Source organism: Paenibacillus sp. FSL H8-0048, from assembly GCF_038002825.1.
Classification (GTDB): Bacteria; Bacillota; Bacilli; order Paenibacillales; family Paenibacillaceae; genus Paenibacillus_AQ.
Genome location: NZ_JBBODF010000001.1, coordinates 1,905,830 through 1,921,501, shown reverse-complemented (window position 1 = coordinate 1,921,501; position 15,672 = coordinate 1,905,830). Strand labels below are relative to the sequence as shown.

Sequence of the window (15,672 nt, the reverse complement as noted above, 5' to 3'; positions counted from 1 at the left end):
TAGTCGTATAGATCTTAATCGCGGTTGCCGAGGAACATCAGGATCAAGCGGATCAGTTCGATCAGGGATACTAGCGCTGCTGCAACATAGGTGAGCGCTGCGGCATTCAGGACCTTGGCCACGCCGCGCTCTTCGTCGTTGCGGATGAAGCCCTGCTGTAACATAATCGTGCGCGCACGGCTGCTGGCGTTGAATTCGACAGGCAGTGTGACCAGCTGGAAGGCAACTGCAGCAGAGAAGAAGATAATACCGAGTCCAATAAGATTGAACGAGCTGAAGATGAAGCCTGCAAGCAGCATGAAGGGGGCCACCCCGGAGGCAAAGTTCACGACCGGGAACATCCGGTGGCGAAGTGCCAGCATCGGATAATGCTCCTTGTGCTGGATCGCATGACCGATCTCGTGGCAAGCGACGGAGACCGCTGCGATGGAGCTTTCATAATATACAGGCTCCGACAGCCGCACAACGCGGTTAATCGGGTCGTAGTGGTCTGTAAGGGTTCCCTGAACCGGTTCAATGGGAACATCGTAGAGTCCGTTGGCATCCAGCATACGCCGGGCAGCTTCGTAACCCGTTAAGCCGTTCATGTTAGGCACCTTGGCCCATTTCTTGAAATTGCCCTTGACCCTGAACTGGGCCCATACAGAAAAGATAAACGCGACAGCTAACAATACATACATTAGTGGCATCATAGGTGCTCATTCCTCCATTATAAATTACAAGCTGTTACATTGGCGGGCCCTGCGTCAGCAGAAGCCGGATCGCTTCCATACAAGCGACACCCTGAGGAATCAGTGCGGCCAGTGCGCGGTTGGCCTGGCCAGGCTTCAAACCGCTTATCACGGGCTCCAGGGCCTTCACTTCCCGTTCAAGCTGCTGCATCTGAAGCTCAAGCTGGACCAGCTTCCCGGAGACCTCAGCCTCAGGTGTGGCTGCATTCCACTTGCCCATCAGGGATTTAATTTCTTCCAATGTATATTTCTCTTGCTTAAGCTGATTAATACGTTGCAGAATGACTAAGGTTTCATGACTGTAGAGCCGGTAGTTCTTCATGCTCCTGGATTCGGGTGTAATCAGTCCGAGCTTCGTATAATAATCAATGGTACGTTCACTGATGCCGGCCGCCTTGGCCAGCTCTCCGATCCGGTAAAGGGTCATATCTCCAAGTTATCTCACCTCACTATATACTGCGTGAAATAATCATATCAAATTGGAAACCGTACAGTCAAACGTGACGCTTACTTTAAAGTATATGCTGACTTTTCATAAAGATGCTTGGGGCGAGAGGCTTCTAAGAAAGGATGAAGTTATTTAAAACATAACATATCGCGTCATATATTTATGTCTTTATGGAAGCGGGGAATCTTCAGAATTGAAGAAGGCAGAGCGTGGTATGGGAGTAATCAAGGGATAAGAAAAGGCATCTTTACTAATAGACGTTAATAAAAATACAGTATGATGCTAAGGTAAGAGCACTATTGTCTGTATGCGTTTGCATAATTGGCACGTAAGGAAGCGCGCTAATTCTTGCGGGTTACCGGTAATCGTACTCAGGAGCGTTCCTTAAGTGAAGAATGGAACAGCTTCCAAAATTAAATTAAAGCATTCAAAAAAATAGTCTTGTCAATTTACCTGACTTCTGATTATAATGACATTAAGAGTTTCACGCTTTGTTAGAAAATATAACATTGGGGAGTGGGGTACAATATGAAAAAAAAGATGTTGATGATGTTCCTGGGTATGATTACACTGATGATCTATCCGGTCAGCGCCTTCGCAGCTGAGGGTCCGGCAGCACCGGATCTGCAGATTGGACTTGACACTGCATTTACGTTCCTGGCATTTATCCTTGTATTCTTCATGCAATCAGGGTTCGCATTACTTGAGGCCGGTTCGGTCCGGATGAAGAACGCCGGTCACGTGGCCGGTAAGACGGTACTGACACTGGCAATTGCAAGCTTGTGCTTCTGGGCACTGGGCTTTGGCCTTGGCTTCGGTAACGGCAACAGCTTCTTCGGAACTACAGGCTTCTTCTACGGCGGCGATTCCACAGCCTCTGCATTCGAATCCCTGGCCTTCTCCGATGTTACACTAAATACGAAATTCCTGTTCCAAATGGCATTTGCGGCAGTCTCCCTGGCGATTGTATCCGGCGGTATGGCTGAACGTGCTAAGCTTAGCGTATATATTATCTTCGGAATTCTTTTCTCGGTTGTGATTTATCCGGTGGTAGCTCACTGGGTATGGGGCGGCGGCTGGCTGGCAGAGCTGAGCATGCAGGATTATGCAGGTTCTACAGTAGTCCATCTTACAGGTGCAACGGCGGCAGTAGTAGCGACCATTCTTCTCAAGCCGCGTCTTGGCAAATTCAACAAAGAAGGCAAGCCGGTTATTATTCCGGGACATAATCAGGTATTCACAGTCCTTGGTGTTATTATTCTCTGGTTCGGCTGGTTCGGCTTCAACCCGGGTAGTGCGTTGTCTCCTATGGGCGGATTCTTCGGACACGTAGCACTGACTACTAATATTGCAGCAGCGGCAGGCGGTCTGGCAGCTCTTGCAGCTTCCTGGCTGTACTTCGGCAAATCCGATATTCCAGCCATGCTAAACGGCGTACTGGCAGCCCTGGTTGCCATCACGGGTGCCTGTGCCTTCGTAGAGCCTTGGGCAGCCATCATTATCGGTCTTGTTGCCGGTGCCTTCACCTTCATGACTTCGCAGTGGCTGGAGCGTGCAGGACTGGATGATCCAATCTATGCTTTCTCTGTACATGGTATCGCCGGTATGTGGGGGGCGTTGTCTACAGGTCTCTTCGCAGCACCTGATCTGATTGAACAAGGCGCACTTGTAGGTAAAGCAGGTCTCTTCTACGGCGGCGGCTTCCATCAGCTCGGCGTGCAGGCGCTGGGTGTAGTCGGAACCTTCGTATTCGTAGCCGTGATGTCCTTTGTCATCCTGTATGTGATGAAGATGGTTATGGGTATCCGTGTAACAGAAGAAGAAGAGTTGATGGGTCTGGATATCAGTGAGCACGGTACTTACGGTTATCCTGAGCAAATGAAGCTGATCAGTGAATCAGAATCCAAAACCCTCAAACACTAATATATATACTCAGGCAGGGAGGCGGACCGTGTGGCTTCGATGGAGGCAGCAGATTGGAACGAAGAAGAAAGTTACTTGTCCATCGTAACAGCCGGTTCGCCGGAGGAGCTTAAGAGGAGGCGTACCGCTTGTCAACAAGTGCTGCTGGAGCAGCTGGGCGTGATTCCCGTTCAGGAATGGATGCACCGGGTCAATGCGATGCATGACCAGCTTGCCGGGACGGCGGTACGGATATGTGAGGCGCAGATGAAGGAGGCGGGCTACGGCCTGCCTCCCTGCGCCTATTCCTTTATTGTATTCGGCAGTGCGGGCCGGAAGGAAGCTACACTATGGAGTGATCAGGATAACGGGCTGATTGTTGAGGAAGCGCTGGAGGGGGAACGAAAAAGGTATTTCGAAGCTTTTGGCAGCATGCTGTCGGATGTGCTTGAGGCCATTGGCTATGAGAAGTGTGAGGGCAGGGTCATGTGCTCTGAGCCGCTCTGGCGGAAGTCACTGGCTGATTGGAAGCTCCAGCTGGCAGACTGGATGGAGCAACTCGAATGGGAGCCTGTGAGGTACCTGATTATAGCTTCGGATATGCGGCATGTAGCGGGAAGTGAGGCGCTGTCAGCACAGTGGCGGGAAGCCCTGCATAACGGATTCACGGATAACAGCAAATTAACGATGGCGGTACTGCGCAATACCGTGCGGCATAAGGCAACGCTGAACCTGCTGGGACAAGTGCTCACGGAACGGTTCGGTGATAATGCAGGCGGATTCGATGTCAAATATGGCCTCTACATTCCGCTTGTCAATATTGTCAGGCACTTGTCGCTGCTGCATGGAATTGAAGCTCCTTCGACACTGAAGCGGCTGGATGAGCTGACTAAGCTGGAGCAGTATCAGCATCTGGAAGAAATCAGGCGGGCTTGTCTGACAGCGCTCAGGATGCGGGTGAACACGCCGTTTACGGTGACGGACGGCCTGCTCGTGAGCAGTAATTATTATGCGGAGAATGATCTGAAGAATAAGCAGCTCCGGGCGGAGCTGCGGGAAAGCCTGCTGCTGATCAGACGCCTGCATAAGGCGCTGCAGCGGCAGCTCCGGTCAGCGGAAAGGAGACAGCTATGAAGGAGCCGAGCAAAGGCGGAGGATTCTGGAATAATCTGCGGCAAGGCGGAATGCCCTCTGCCATCGCTTCCATGAGGGGCGGAGAATCGGCGCAGCAGACAGCCCAGCAAATGGCCTTTATCCGTTCTCTGATGCGCGAGAAACGGCGTCCTGAGGTGCTGCATACTCCGCTCTCTGAACTGGAGACGGTGATTTTCGATCTGGAGACTACGGGTTTCTCCCATCAAGGAGGAGACGAGATTATGTCTATCGGAGCGATCCGGGTGGTCGGCGAAGAGGTCAAGGCAGAGGAATGCTTCTATACACTGGTCAACTGCGGGGCAGCGATTCCTGACAATATTACGAGACTGACCGGAATCTCAGCCGAGATGACCTCCTCTGCTCCGCCGCTGATGGATGGCCTGCATAACTTCATGTCTTTCGTCGGACAGAGGGTGCTGGTGGCGCACGGAAGTGCCCATGATAAGGCATTCCTGAACGCAGCCTTATGGAAGACCTCCAAGGTCCAGTTAACCCACCGGGTGCTGGATACAATGATGCTGGCCCGCTGGCTGGAGCCGCACCGCAGCAATTACACGCTGGATGAGCTGCTGGCGATCCATGAGATTCCTATTGAGGGACGTCACCATGCGCTGGAGGATGCCAAGATGACAGCGAAGCTGTGGGTTACTTACATCCGCCAGATCTTACAAAAGAACCAGGTGGATACACTAGGCGACTTGTACGCCTATCTAAGCAGGACATGAGGTCTATTGTTGTAAGACTAGCCGGATTGCAATGTAAGGTGGACACTTATTAAGGTATATCAGGATGGCGGCGGGTCAGGCGCTACGTTGCGTATCGGCCCTGGGCCAATACACATGCCACCCGCTGCGGCAGCACCAGCAGCTGTACGCAGGTCTCCTGCGGCAGCCGGGCAGCAGAAGCTTCCCCAGCCTCTGCTGTACGGAAGAGTCCGGTCCGAACAGCCGGAGGCTTTCCTGGCCGCTGTCAGCTTTACCCCTCTCTCTTCATGGGATTTCGTCTTTGACGGAATCCTCTTTTTTTATGATAACGTTTGAAACTGGAGCAAGTGGGGGTACAATAGAGAAAAATCCTCCATGTAAAGGATCTGAACTCTATGAAAGCAGTCCATAAACGGAATGTAACGATTCTGGCCTTGATTGTTTTTCTGGCCGCTCTTGCCATAGAACATAAAATGAAATCGGAGCCTAAGGCGGTTGCGGTCCTGCAGCAGACGGGGGAACCGGAGACTGGTGCATCGGCAGGACTCAAAGCGCCTCCTTTTACAGTGCAGGAGGGGGATAAGCAATATGGGGTCGATGGGGCGAGGGAGAAGCCGGTCATTCTTAACTTCTGGGCCTCCTGGTGCGATCCTTGCCGGCAGGAGGCTCCTGAGCTGAATAAGCTGGCAATGAAATACAGCAAGGTGCTGGATGTATACGGAATTAACGTGACCAGCCAGGATTACAAGCCGAATGCGGAACGCTTCGTCAAGAAGTACATGCTGACCTTCCCGGTGATGTATGATCTGAAGGGCCAGATCTTCGACAAGTATAACGGGGCGGTGTTCCCGACCAATGTATTGATCGATAAGAACGGGATCATCAGCGAGATTATTCTGGGGGTCCTGAGCGCAGAGGAATTGGAGAAAAAGATTATTGCGCTAACCGGGTCCTAGCACAGGCAATCAGCCATATAGTGAAAAGCCCTCCTGCGCGGAGTAACTTCCGCACCCGGAGGGCTTTGTAGAATCTTGAGAGCGAAAAGCAGGCATCAGTGATTGACCAGACCTCTCGGTTCATTGCTGGCCGGAATTCCCTGGTCCAGTGAAATCTGTCCCAGGAGGGCATAGCGCATGGAATCGACCAGAGCCTCCCAGCTCGCTTCGATCACGTTGCTGGATACGCCTACGGTGCTCCAGGTGTCGCTGTAGTCCTTGGATTCAATCAGCACGCGTACCTTCGCGGCGGTCTGATCCTGCTCATCCAGCACGCGGACCTTATAGTCGGAGAGGTGCATGTCTTTAAGCTGCGGGAAGTAGGTCTGCAGCGCCTTACGCAGCGCATTATCGAGTGCGTTGACCGGTCCGTTGCCTTCGGCGGCTGTGTACAGGCTCTCGCCGCCGACCTTCAGCTTAACGAAGGCTTCGGAGACGACAGGGCGGCCGGCGGTTTTCTCAACCAGCATCTTGAATGATTCGAAGGTGAACAGCTCGTTCATCTCGCCGGTTGCTTCCCGGAGCAGCAATTCAAGCGAAGCATCCGCGCCTTCGAACTGATACCCCTGGTGTTCAAGATTCTTAATCTTGTCAATCACCTTGCGCGCCTGCTCGCTGCTTGGATCAAGGCTGAGGCCCATGTCCTGCGCCTTAGACAGCACATTGCTCTGTCCGGCAAGCTCGGAGACCAGGACACGCTGCTTATTGCCTACCAGTTCAGGGGCGATATGCTCGTACGTCCGTGAATCGCGCAAAATGGCAGATACGTGGATGCCGCCCTTGTGGGCAAATGCGGCTGTACCGACATAAGGCTGATTCACCGGCATGTTCACGTTGGCTACCTCGCTGATGAACCGGGCCGTGTTGGTTAACTGCGGCAGGGAATCGCCAGGGATGCAGCGGTAGCCCATCTTAAGTTGAAGCGTAGGAATAATGGAGCACAGATTGGCATTGCCGCAGCGCTCGCCGTAGCCGTTAATAGTCCCCTGGACCTGCCGGGCACCGGCGCCGATTGCGCTTAGGGTGTTGGCAACCGCAAGCTCACAATCGTTGTGTGTATGAATACCGAGCGATGCTTCTGGCAGCAGTACACCAATGCTTGTCACAATATCATGAATCTCATGCGGCAGGGTGCCGCCGTTCGTATCGCACATCACCAGCCAGTCTGCCCCAGCCTCGCGGGCACGGGTGAGAACGGCAGCGGCGTATTCAGGATTATTCTTGAAGCCGTCGAAGAAATGCTCTGCATCGAAGATGACCTCAAGGCCCTTGCGCTTCAGATAAGAGATGGAGTCGAAGGTCATGGCCAGGTTCTCTTCCAGGGTGGTCTGCAGGGCAGTGTGAACATGGAAATCCCACGATTTGCCCACCAGGGTAGCCGCCGGAACGCCGGCGTTAATCATCCGCTGCAGTCCCTCGTCCTGCTCAGCCACTGTGTTCTTGCGCCGGGTGCTGCCGAATGCGGTAATCTTGGCATTCAGATGGAGCTCCTGGACTCTTTTGAAAAATTCGATGTCCTTGTTGTTGCTGCCCGGATTGCCGCCTTCGATATAGTGGACACCCAGATCGTCGAGTTTCCTGGCAATCTTCAGCTTGTCATCCGCCGACAGGCTGATCCCCTCGCCTTGTGTTCCGTCACGCAGGGTGGTATCGAAGATGGAGATAGACTTAGACATGAGTGTCCTCCTAAAAGTGTTATTAGCCTTCGCATAGGAAATTAATTTTTATATTATAGCATTTTTACGCGGGAAAGTAACAAAGAACTTTTCACCGCGCCGTCACAACCTGCTCACTGGCAAGTTGACCTCCCGCCGGGGTAGAGGTATGCTGACAATAACAATGGAACCCCGAAGATAAGAAGGTGGATACCATGCAGAGTGTGGATCAGTATTATCCGGCAAGCGGCAGGGTTATTCTGCATGTGGACATGAATGCCTTTTACTGCTCTGTGCATGAGGCGGAAGATCCGGAGCAATATAAAGGAAAGGCGACAGCGGTGGCGGGCAGCGTGGAGGCTAGAAGGGGAATTATCGTCACTTGCTCCTACGCCGCTCGCAGGCTGGGCATCTCCACCGGCATGCAGGTGCAGAAGGCGCTGCGGATTTGTCCGTCTTTAATGCTTATTAAGCCGGATTTCCATCTATACCGCAAGTACTCGAATGCATTTATGCAAATTGCCTACAGCTATACTCCCCTGCTCGAAGCGGTCTCGATAGACGAGTGTTATCTGGATATCACAGGCTCCCGGCAATTCGGAACGCCGCCGGAGATTGCCGAGGCGCTGCAGCGGCGGATTATGGAGGAGCTGGGTCTGCCGTGCTCCATCGGGATTGCCCCCAACAAGCTGCTGGCGAAGATCGCTTCTGATCTGAAGAAGCCCAGCGGCATCTCGGTGCTGCGGCTGCGTGATGTGCCTTCCGTGCTGTGGGACAAGCCGTGCAATGAGATGTTCGGGATTGGCGGCAAGACGGCCGAGAAGCTGCGCAAGCTGGGAATCTACAGCATCGGACAGCTGGCGGCTGCGGACGAGGCGATGCTGGTCGGCCATTTCGGCGTCATGGGCGCCTGGCTGAAGCGGGCGGGGAACGGGATTGATCACGGGATCGTGAATCCTGAGCGTGAGCAGAGCAAATCCATCGGCCATACAACCACGCTGCCGCATGATGTAGTAGGTCTGGCTGAGGCGCGCCCGATTCTGCTGAACCTAAGCGATCAGGTCGCGCGGAGACTGAGGAAGCAGGGGCTGGTTGCAGCGGGGGTACAGCTGACGATCCGCACGCCGGATATGAAGACGATTACCCGCTCCCGTCAGCTTGAGGCTCCCACGGAGAGCGCCGAGGATATCTACAAGGTGGCATGTGACCAGTTCGCACGCCACTGGAAGGGTGACAAGCCCGTGCGGCTGCTGGGGGTAACGCTCCAGGGGCTGATACCCAAAGAGGAGTCGGCCATTCAGTTGGACCTGTTCGACTACGAACGGCAGCCGAAGAAGGAGTCGCTCAATAAAGCGATGGATATGCTGCGCAATAAATTCGGCGAGAATGCAGTGCTGACCGCAGGGATGCTGAGCGACAGCCACTCGGCGCGTCTGCGTAACCATAAGGAGCGGGGGACCTCGCTGCAGAAGGATAATCTGGACGGCGCAGACAAGGATATAGACTGAGTTAAGGTCCGTCATCAGCCGCCCTGGGGGACCGCAAAGAATGAGGCAATAATGTCAACACATTGAAAATTCATTGAAATTGTATCCTATTTATATTAATATGAGAAAAATAACAGGCTGCGACTGCAGGCTGTATAGTTAAGCGGGAGGCAGAGAAAAAATGGCTAAGTACACTTGGGTCGAAAAGGACACATGCATCGCTTGTGGTGCTTGTGGCGCGACGGCCCCTGATATTTTTGATTACGATGATGAAGGTTTGGCAGAAGTGATCTATGAGAACGACGGCAACCACGGTAATGTAGTGATTCCGGACGACTTGTTCGATGACCTGCAGGATTCAGCTGACGGATGCCCTACAGATTCCATTAAGATTGCAGATGCACCTTTCAACAAAGAAGGCTAAGCTTCTGCCTTCTACATAAAGACATCTCCGGTCCGCGATAAATGCGGCTTGGGGTGTCTTTTTTTGCATTCCCTGCCGATATAAAATAGAAGATACATACGCATACATAACCATACCACCAATAGTGGAGGCCAACATGAAGAATGCTCAGCATCTAAAAGCCTATGTACAGATGCATTCAGACAATAAGATGGCATGGTACTTGCTTGGTAAGGAATACTATAAGAATGGCCAGTATGGAAAGGCGAATTACTGCTTTAATCAGGCCGGGGAAGTATATGAAGCTTTTGAACGCAGCAAGGTGCCGGCGGAAATGCTGCAGCAGTACGAGGAAGGGCTGCTGGAATCGGCCCGGGAACGGCAGACTGCGAGGCTCAGGAAGCGCAGGGTTCTCCTGGCTCTAATGCTGATGTTGTTACTGCTTATTCCGGCTGCCGTTGCACCGGGAATTCAGCAAGGCAGTGCGGGCAGAGCTGCTCCGGCCGCGAATATCTCAGCCGTGCTGCCGGAGACCGCCGAAGAGCCGCAGGTAAGTCCGCAAGAACCGATAAGTCTGGATTTCATGGCGGTAGCGTCGGATGCTGCTGCGGGGGGAGGGGGCCTGGCAGCCATCCTGAAGTCGGCGAAGACGCCTTCCGCCACCGCACTGCTCGGTATGAAGCGCTCGGGCAAATGGCTGCTGTGGAAGAAAGGGCTGCCGCTGGAGGCTACCCTTGCCAAGAGCGGAGAAGGGCGCATAGTCTATCAGTCTTATAATCAGGCAGCGTGCGCTTGCCAGCCGCCGGGTCCGGCGGAGCTTAAACAGCAGGGGCTGGTCTGGCAGAAGCAGCAGGAGGAGCTCGCTGTGCTATGGAGTGCGCTGCATGCGTACAAGAACATCAAAGGGGCTTATCCCGAAGCGGTACAGGAATTAGTGAGGCCGTTCCCGGCGAACGTGCTGGGCGGCATCACCCCTCTGATGAAGGAAGCCTTCGCACCGCTGCGCAGTGCCGCACGGGGAGAGGCGCCGCTGCTCTCTGCATCTCCGCAGCTGTCCGGCCAAGAGGCAGGTACTCCGGGACAAGAGCAGACAGGCGGAGGACGTCCGGCGGCGGGGCCGGGGGAGAAGCTCTTTTTCAAAGAACACCTTACTATTATTGTAGATAAGCAAAGCTACCGTCTGGCGGTCACCAGCGGCAATGTGATTGTGCGGAATTATCCTGTGGGGCTCGGCGGAGATAAGACACCTGAAGGAGAGTTCTTCATTAAGGATAAGGTCGTGAACCCGAACGGGCGCGATAACGGGGAATTCGGCAGCCGCGGCATGCAGCTCTCGGACAGTAATTATGCAATTCACGGGACGAATGAGCCGGGTAGCATCGGCAAGGATGAGTCGCTGGGGTGTATCCGGATGAACCGGAAGGATGTGGAGGAGCTGTTCGCGATGGTGCCGATGGGCACGAAGGTTCAGATCAGTCAAGGGGTTCTGCCTGAGGAGCTGGTCGTACCGGAGGAACGTTTCCCTTCGGATTCGCCCCGTAATCAGACCAACCCCCATAAAGTGTACCATTGGCTGAACTAATTCCCGAGAAAGACAAATAAAACGGCGATAAGCGCAATCAGCAGTACGAGGCTGGCGCTGATCCACAGAATGGCTTTGCGGTTCACTTCTTCTTTTTTCTGCTGGAGTGTAGGAGGCTTACGTTTGGTTGACATTAGGTCACCCTTCTTTCTCTCTTAGTCTGTGATAACCCTTACATGTGAGGCTTGGCGGCGGTGCATGAAACTTGTGCCCGCTCTTCTATTCTAGTCTGGATGAAAAGACAAGTCTAGCTGCAATCTCTTGCGGCAGGGACTAGATCACCTAAGCCTTAGTCTATACAGCGAATACCGGCTGGAGTATCATAAGGAAGGTTTCATGCTGGAGCGTGAAGAACACAGAAACAGGAGTGAGGCTGCCATGGCAAGCAGATCCAAAAGCGAAATTCCGGGGAATCTGTGTGAGAAGTAGCGGCGGTGTGGGGGAAGTGCGGCAGGGCGGGGACAATCGCTGCGGCAAAAAACTTTTCTTTTCCCCCGGAAACGGATAAAATTAAGAAGAAACCTATAGATACGGGAGTCGTTATGTCAATTGTGGTTCCCTTGAAGGAGCGAGAACGGTGCTGTATCGACATTTTGGTAAACCTATTTTCTTTAAAATGGACCCGGAGACGGCGCATCATCTCGTCATCGGCGGACTGAATAAAGCAGATCTGGTTCCCGGCGGGAGCGCAGCCATGCGGCTAATGTACGGGGTTCCTGAGACTGCTGATCTTGCAATGGATCTGTTCGGGGTACATTTCCCAACCCCAGTGGGCTTAGCGGCAGGACTGGATAAGAATGCGGAAGCGGTAGGAGGTTTCTCTTCGATCGGCTTCGGATTCATGGAGGTAGGCACGGTAACTCCGGTAGGCCAGCCCGGCAATGACAGCCCCCGGCTGTTCCGGCTGCTGCCCGACAAAGCGCTTATTAACCGGATGGGCTTCAATAATGAAGGCGCGGAGGCTATGGCTGAACGTCTCAAGAAGCTGAAGAAGCGCAGAATTCCGGTGGCGGTCAATATCGGACGCAACAAGGCCACCCCGAATGAATTGGCGCATGAGGATTACCGCAAGTGTATCCGTACGCTGTATCCGTACGGTGATTTTTTTGTGGTCAATATCAGCTCGCCGAATACCCCGGATCTCCGGAGTCTTCAGCATGGCAGCGAGCTCTCGAACCTGCTTAGCGAGGTTAAGGAAGAAATGGAGCTGCAGCGGGCGAAGACTGGCTTCACAAAAGGGCTTCTGGTCAAGATTGCTCCCGATGTCAGTGACGCTGAGCTGGAATATATGGTACATACCATCACGGAAGCCGGAATGGACGGCATCATTGCCACCAATACGACACTCTCCCGTGAAGGGCTGCAGAGCGACAAAGCCAGTGAGACAGGCGGGCTGAGCGGCCAGCCGCTGAGTGAACGTTCTACAGAGATTATCCGCAGAATCTATACCCAGACTGGCGGCAAGCTGCCGATTATCGGGTCGGGCGGGATTTTTACAGCCCAGGATGCTTACGATAAAATACGGGCAGGCGCCAGTCTGGTCGAAATTTATACAGCACTCATCTATGAAGGGCCGGAGGTTAACCGCAGAGTGCATGCCGGACTACGGCAGCTGCTGCGGCGGGATGGCTATCAGAGGCTCCTTGATGCGGTAGGCGCTGATCATCACTGAAGGATGAATGGACAGGAGGACAAGGCGATGGACGTCAGGGACTGGGGAACTTTTCTGCTTCCTTATGAACAAACGGTGGAGGAATTGAAGGTTAAATTCAAGACGATGCGCTCTGAACTCAAGAAAAGGGAAGAATACACTCCGATTGAATTCGTTACCGGCCGTGTGAAGCGGCTGTCTAGCATACTTGAGAAGGCCAAACGGTTAAATGTCAAAATGGAGGATCTGGAAACGGGTATTGAGGATATCGCCGGCATTCGCATTATGTGCCAGTTCGTGGAGGATATCCGCAGAGTGGCGGAATACATCCGTGCCCGCAAGGACCTTGAAGTACTATATGAGAAGGACTACATTACCAATTATAAGGAGAGCGGCTACCGCAGCTTCCATATGATCATCCGGTATCCGGTACAGACTGCGCTGGGTCAAAAGATTGTACTGGCTGAAATTCAAATCCGTACACTGGCGATGAACTTCTGGGCAACCATTGAGCATTCGCTGAATTATAAATACCGGGAGAGCCTGCCCGATGAAATGCGGGTGCGCCTGAAGACGGCAGCAGAAGCGGCATCCATTCTGGACAGCGAGATGTCGAGTATCCGGGAAGAGATTCTGGAGGCCCAGAAGACCTTCGAGGAGAACTCGAACATGACGACCCAACTGCTGAAGGCGATTCATCAGCTGTATTTCTATCATCTTGTGAATGAAGCGATTGAGAGCCAGGAACGGTTCAATGCGATCTGGCAGGCTCAGGATATGGATGCAATGAAGGAACTGCTGGACCATGTGCGCGAGCTGCTCTCGAAGGCCAAGAAGGGCAGCGAGCCGGATGGCTTATGAGCCGCTGTATCTGGCCTACCTCATCTACTTCAACCGGGACAGGGATTATTTCGAATGTCATGAGGTGCTAGAGGAATTATGGCTGGAAAAGCAGCGTGATCCATTATACAAAGCTCTGCTGCAGGTGGCAGTAGGGCTGTACCATTTCCGTAATGCCAATGTGCGCGGCAGCCTGATTCTGCTGAAACAGTCCCATGAAGTACTGGGCAGATATCCGGCAGTGACGCTGGGTGTTGATCTGGCGAAGCTGGTCCGGGAAGCTGGGGAGTATGTTGCCCTCCTGGAAGCTTACGGTGACCAGCCCTTTGAATATTATGATCTCACAATACGCATCGTAGACCCCGTGCTGGAGGAAGAGGTCAGGCTGGCGGCTGAGTCTACTCCGCCTGTGCTGCCCCAGCGGCGCGGGCCGCAGCGGCCGGACAGACCCAGGCACAGCCCGGATGGCGCTTGACCATAGTAAGGTACAACAGGAGCACCCGCAGGGGTGTTCCTGATTATTTGAGCGGGAGGAAGGCATCATGACGGCACAACTGCCCGGAGCTTTCGCGCAGCGTATGAAAGAGCTGCTGGGACCGGAATATGAGCAATTTATAGATACCTATCAGCAGTCACCCTACGGGGGAATCCGTGCCAATACACTGAAAATAGCGGTGGACGGGCTGCGGGAGCGTTCCCCCTTCACACTGGAGCCGATTCCCTGGTGTCCTTCGGGCTTCTATACCGGAGAGGGAGCCAGACCCGGAAAGCACCCCTATTATCATGCGGGGCTGTACTATATTCAGGAGCCGAGTGCCATGGCCCCGGTTGAACTGCTGGACGTTCAGCCGGGGGACCGGGTGCTCGATCTGTGCGCAGCCCCGGGCGGCAAGTCTACCCAGATTGCTGCCAAGCTGCAGGGCGAAGGCCTGCTGGTCTCGAATGACCTGCATCCTGAACGGACGAAGGCGCTCGCCAAGAATCTGGAGCTGTACGGCGTGCGTAACGGCATTGTCCTGAATGAGCGCCCGGAGCGGATTGCGGCGGCCTTCCCGGGGTTCTTCGACCGGATTCTGATCGACGCGCCGTGTTCGGGTGAAGGCATGTTCCGCAAGGACGAGGATATGGTCAGACAGTGGGAGCCGGGAACCCCGGACAAATATGCGGAGATGCAGCGGGAGATTCTGCGGGCTGCAGCTTCAGCGCTGAAGCCCGGCGGTACCATGGTGTACTCCACCTGCACGTTCGCTCCGGAGGAGAACGAGGAGATGATTGCCGGGTTCCTGTCCGGGCATCCGCAGTTCTCGCTGGTTCCCGTAGGCGGAACCGGTCCGTTCGCTGCCGGACTCGGCCGATTGCCGGGTGCGGCGCGGCTGTGGCCGCATAAGGTCAAGGGGGAAGGGCATTTCATGGCGGTATTACGCCATGATGGAAGTGACGGAGCGGAGAGTCAGGCTGAGAATGTAAAAGCACGAAATGACATGAGAGAGAGAAGCCTGTCCACTGCCCCCCGGAGCAAGGCTGGCAAAACAGACTTTCATAGTAAGGCAGTTCCCGGTAAGGCAGATCACGGCCGGGGCGGCAAGGGAGGACGCGGATCTGGACACGGCTCCGGCTCTGGCTCTGGTAGAGCCGGAACGGGTCCAGGTCCGCAGTCACAGCGAACTGGCGGGGAAGCGGTAGCGTTCGCGGTCTATGCGGACTTTATTGAAGAGCTGCTGGGGGCACAGCCGCCCGGACATGCGATATGGTTCGGCGACCATCTATATATTTCCCCGTTGCCGCGTGAAGCGCTGGACGGTCTGAAGACGGTTCGGCCGGGCTGGTATGCGGGACAGATCAAGAGCGGCAGATTCGTTCCCGGTCATCCGCTCGCAACAGCATTGCGTCCTGAGGAATGCAGCCGCTGGGTATCGCTATCCAGCGCCAGCGGGGAAGCGGTATCCTACCTGAAGGGGGAGACCTTGTCGATCCCCGCAGGGCGCCTGTCGATTAAGGAAGGACATGCTTACAAAGGCTATACCCTCGTCTGCATCGACGGCTTCAGCGTGGGCTGGGGCAAATGGCAGGACGGACTACTGAAGAACGAATATCCCGCAGGCTGGAGGTGGACTTAGAG

General features: G+C 54.2%; 15 protein-coding genes. 11 read left to right on the top strand and 4 right to left on the bottom strand.

From position 1 onward, the window contains the following. Window positions 1-14 precede the first annotated feature (14 nt). Together NSU18_RS08385 and NSU18_RS08380 are read right to left on the bottom strand one after the other, a co-directional pair. Complete coding sequence (locus NSU18_RS08385) at window positions 15-692, bottom strand: zinc metallopeptidase (RefSeq protein ID WP_445321794.1); 678 nt, start codon at window positions 690-692, stop codon at window positions 15-17. 34 nt (window positions 693-726) lie between these two features. Further along, window positions 727-1,158, bottom strand: coding sequence for a MerR family transcriptional regulator (locus tag NSU18_RS08380; protein WP_036702199.1), 432 nt, complete (start codon window positions 1,156-1,158; stop codon window positions 727-729). A 549-nt stretch (window positions 1,159-1,707) separates the two neighbouring features. On the opposite strand from NSU18_RS08380, the gene NSU18_RS08375 reads away from it, so the two are divergent. From NSU18_RS08375 to NSU18_RS08360, 4 genes are all read left to right on the top strand, one after another. After that, a complete protein-coding gene (locus NSU18_RS08375; protein WP_341020501.1) occupies window positions 1,708-3,102 on the top strand; it encodes an ammonium transporter in 1,395 nt (464 codons plus the stop codon). A gap of 39 nt (window positions 3,103-3,141) precedes the next feature. Then, window positions 3,142-4,215 (top strand): DUF294 nucleotidyltransferase-like domain-containing protein, encoded by a 1,074-nt coding sequence (locus NSU18_RS08370; RefSeq protein WP_341151007.1) that lies wholly within the window; start codon window positions 3,142-3,144, stop codon window positions 4,213-4,215. Further along, entirely contained in the window at window positions 4,212-4,961 is a 750-nt protein-coding gene (locus NSU18_RS08365) for an exonuclease domain-containing protein (protein WP_341020503.1), read from the top strand. Before NSU18_RS08370 ends, NSU18_RS08365 begins: the two co-directional genes overlap by 4 nt. 374 nt (window positions 4,962-5,335) lie before the next feature. After that, a complete protein-coding gene (locus NSU18_RS08360; RefSeq protein WP_341148770.1) occupies window positions 5,336-5,896 on the top strand; it encodes a TlpA family protein disulfide reductase in 561 nt (186 codons plus the stop codon). Window positions 5,897-5,991: 95 nt separating this feature from the next. Here the strand turns inward: NSU18_RS08360 and cimA are convergent, their stop codons facing one another. Continuing rightward, window positions 5,992-7,611, bottom strand: coding sequence for a citramalate synthase (gene cimA, locus NSU18_RS08355; protein WP_341020508.1), 1,620 nt, complete (start codon window positions 7,609-7,611; stop codon window positions 5,992-5,994). 194 nt (window positions 7,612-7,805) lie between these two features. On the opposite strand from cimA, the gene NSU18_RS08350 reads away from it, so the two are divergent. From NSU18_RS08350 to NSU18_RS08340, 3 genes are all read left to right on the top strand, one after another. After that, a complete protein-coding gene (locus NSU18_RS08350) occupies window positions 7,806-9,098 on the top strand; it encodes a DNA polymerase IV (protein ID WP_341020509.1) in 1,293 nt (430 codons plus the stop codon). A 160-nt stretch (window positions 9,099-9,258) separates the two neighbouring features. Further along, a complete protein-coding gene (locus NSU18_RS08345; protein WP_036702186.1) occupies window positions 9,259-9,501 on the top strand; it encodes a ferredoxin in 243 nt (80 codons plus the stop codon). Between the two features lie 136 nt (window positions 9,502-9,637). Beyond that, entirely contained in the window at window positions 9,638-11,062 is a 1,425-nt protein-coding gene (locus tag NSU18_RS08340; protein WP_341148769.1) for a L,D-transpeptidase family protein, read from the top strand. On the opposite strand, the gene NSU18_RS08335 is transcribed toward NSU18_RS08340, so the two are convergent. Then, window positions 11,059-11,196 carry a hypothetical protein gene (locus tag NSU18_RS08335; RefSeq protein WP_341020511.1) on the bottom strand — a complete coding sequence of 46 codons (138 nt, stop codon included), beginning with the start codon at window positions 11,194-11,196 and terminating at the stop codon, window positions 11,059-11,061. The genes NSU18_RS08340 and NSU18_RS08335 overlap by 4 nt on opposite strands. 443 nt (window positions 11,197-11,639) lie before the next feature. Between NSU18_RS08335 and NSU18_RS08330 the strand changes: the two genes are divergently transcribed. From NSU18_RS08330 to NSU18_RS08315, 4 genes are all read left to right on the top strand, one after another. After that, on the top strand, window positions 11,640-12,734 hold the full coding sequence (locus tag NSU18_RS08330) for a quinone-dependent dihydroorotate dehydrogenase (protein ID WP_341148768.1): 1,095 nt from the start codon (window positions 11,640-11,642) through the stop codon (window positions 12,732-12,734). A 27-nt stretch (window positions 12,735-12,761) separates the two neighbouring features. Beyond that, entirely contained in the window at window positions 12,762-13,574 is an 813-nt protein-coding gene (locus tag NSU18_RS08325; RefSeq protein WP_341020513.1) for a GTP pyrophosphokinase, read from the top strand. Further along, window positions 13,564-14,028: a DUF309 domain-containing protein gene (locus tag NSU18_RS08320; RefSeq protein ID WP_341020514.1), complete on the top strand. Its 465-nt coding sequence runs from the start codon at window positions 13,564-13,566 to the stop codon at window positions 14,026-14,028. The genes NSU18_RS08325 and NSU18_RS08320 overlap by 11 nt, the downstream gene beginning before the upstream one ends. Window positions 14,029-14,095: 67 nt before the next feature. After that, window positions 14,096-15,670 (top strand): RsmB/NOP family class I SAM-dependent RNA methyltransferase, encoded by a 1,575-nt coding sequence (locus NSU18_RS08315; RefSeq protein ID WP_341148767.1) that lies wholly within the window; start codon window positions 14,096-14,098, stop codon window positions 15,668-15,670. The last annotated feature ends 2 nt before the right edge of the window (window positions 15,671-15,672 follow it).

Bases quoted from the DNA above. Each gene is read 5' to 3' on its own strand.
- NSU18_RS08385 (WP_445321794.1), bottom strand. From the start codon at position 692: ATGATGCCACTAATGTATGTATTGTTAGCTGTCGCGTTTATCTTTTCT.
- NSU18_RS08380 (WP_036702199.1), bottom strand. From the start codon at position 1,158: ATGACCCTTTACCGGATCGGAGAGCTGGCCAAGGCGGCCGGCATCAGT.
- NSU18_RS08375 (WP_341020501.1), top strand. From the start codon at position 1,708: ATGAAAAAAAAGATGTTGATGATGTTCCTGGGTATGATTACACTGATG.
- NSU18_RS08370 (WP_341151007.1), top strand. From the start codon at position 3,142: ATGGAGGCAGCAGATTGGAACGAAGAAGAAAGTTACTTGTCCATCGTA.
- NSU18_RS08365 (WP_341020503.1), top strand. From the start codon at position 4,212: ATGAAGGAGCCGAGCAAAGGCGGAGGATTCTGGAATAATCTGCGGCAA.
- NSU18_RS08360 (WP_341148770.1), top strand. From the start codon at position 5,336: ATGAAAGCAGTCCATAAACGGAATGTAACGATTCTGGCCTTGATTGTT.
- cimA (WP_341020508.1), bottom strand. From the start codon at position 7,611: ATGTCTAAGTCTATCTCCATCTTCGATACCACCCTGCGTGACGGAACA.
- NSU18_RS08350 (WP_341020509.1), top strand. From the start codon at position 7,806: ATGCAGAGTGTGGATCAGTATTATCCGGCAAGCGGCAGGGTTATTCTG.
- NSU18_RS08345 (WP_036702186.1), top strand. From the start codon at position 9,259: ATGGCTAAGTACACTTGGGTCGAAAAGGACACATGCATCGCTTGTGGT.
- NSU18_RS08340 (WP_341148769.1), top strand. From the start codon at position 9,638: ATGAAGAATGCTCAGCATCTAAAAGCCTATGTACAGATGCATTCAGAC.
- NSU18_RS08335 (WP_341020511.1), bottom strand. From the start codon at position 11,196: ATGTCAACCAAACGTAAGCCTCCTACACTCCAGCAGAAAAAAGAAGAA.
- NSU18_RS08325 (WP_341020513.1), top strand. From the start codon at position 12,762: ATGGACGTCAGGGACTGGGGAACTTTTCTGCTTCCTTATGAACAAACG.
- NSU18_RS08320 (WP_341020514.1), top strand. From the start codon at position 13,564: ATGGCTTATGAGCCGCTGTATCTGGCCTACCTCATCTACTTCAACCGG.
- NSU18_RS08315 (WP_341148767.1), top strand. From the start codon at position 14,096: ATGACGGCACAACTGCCCGGAGCTTTCGCGCAGCGTATGAAAGAGCTG.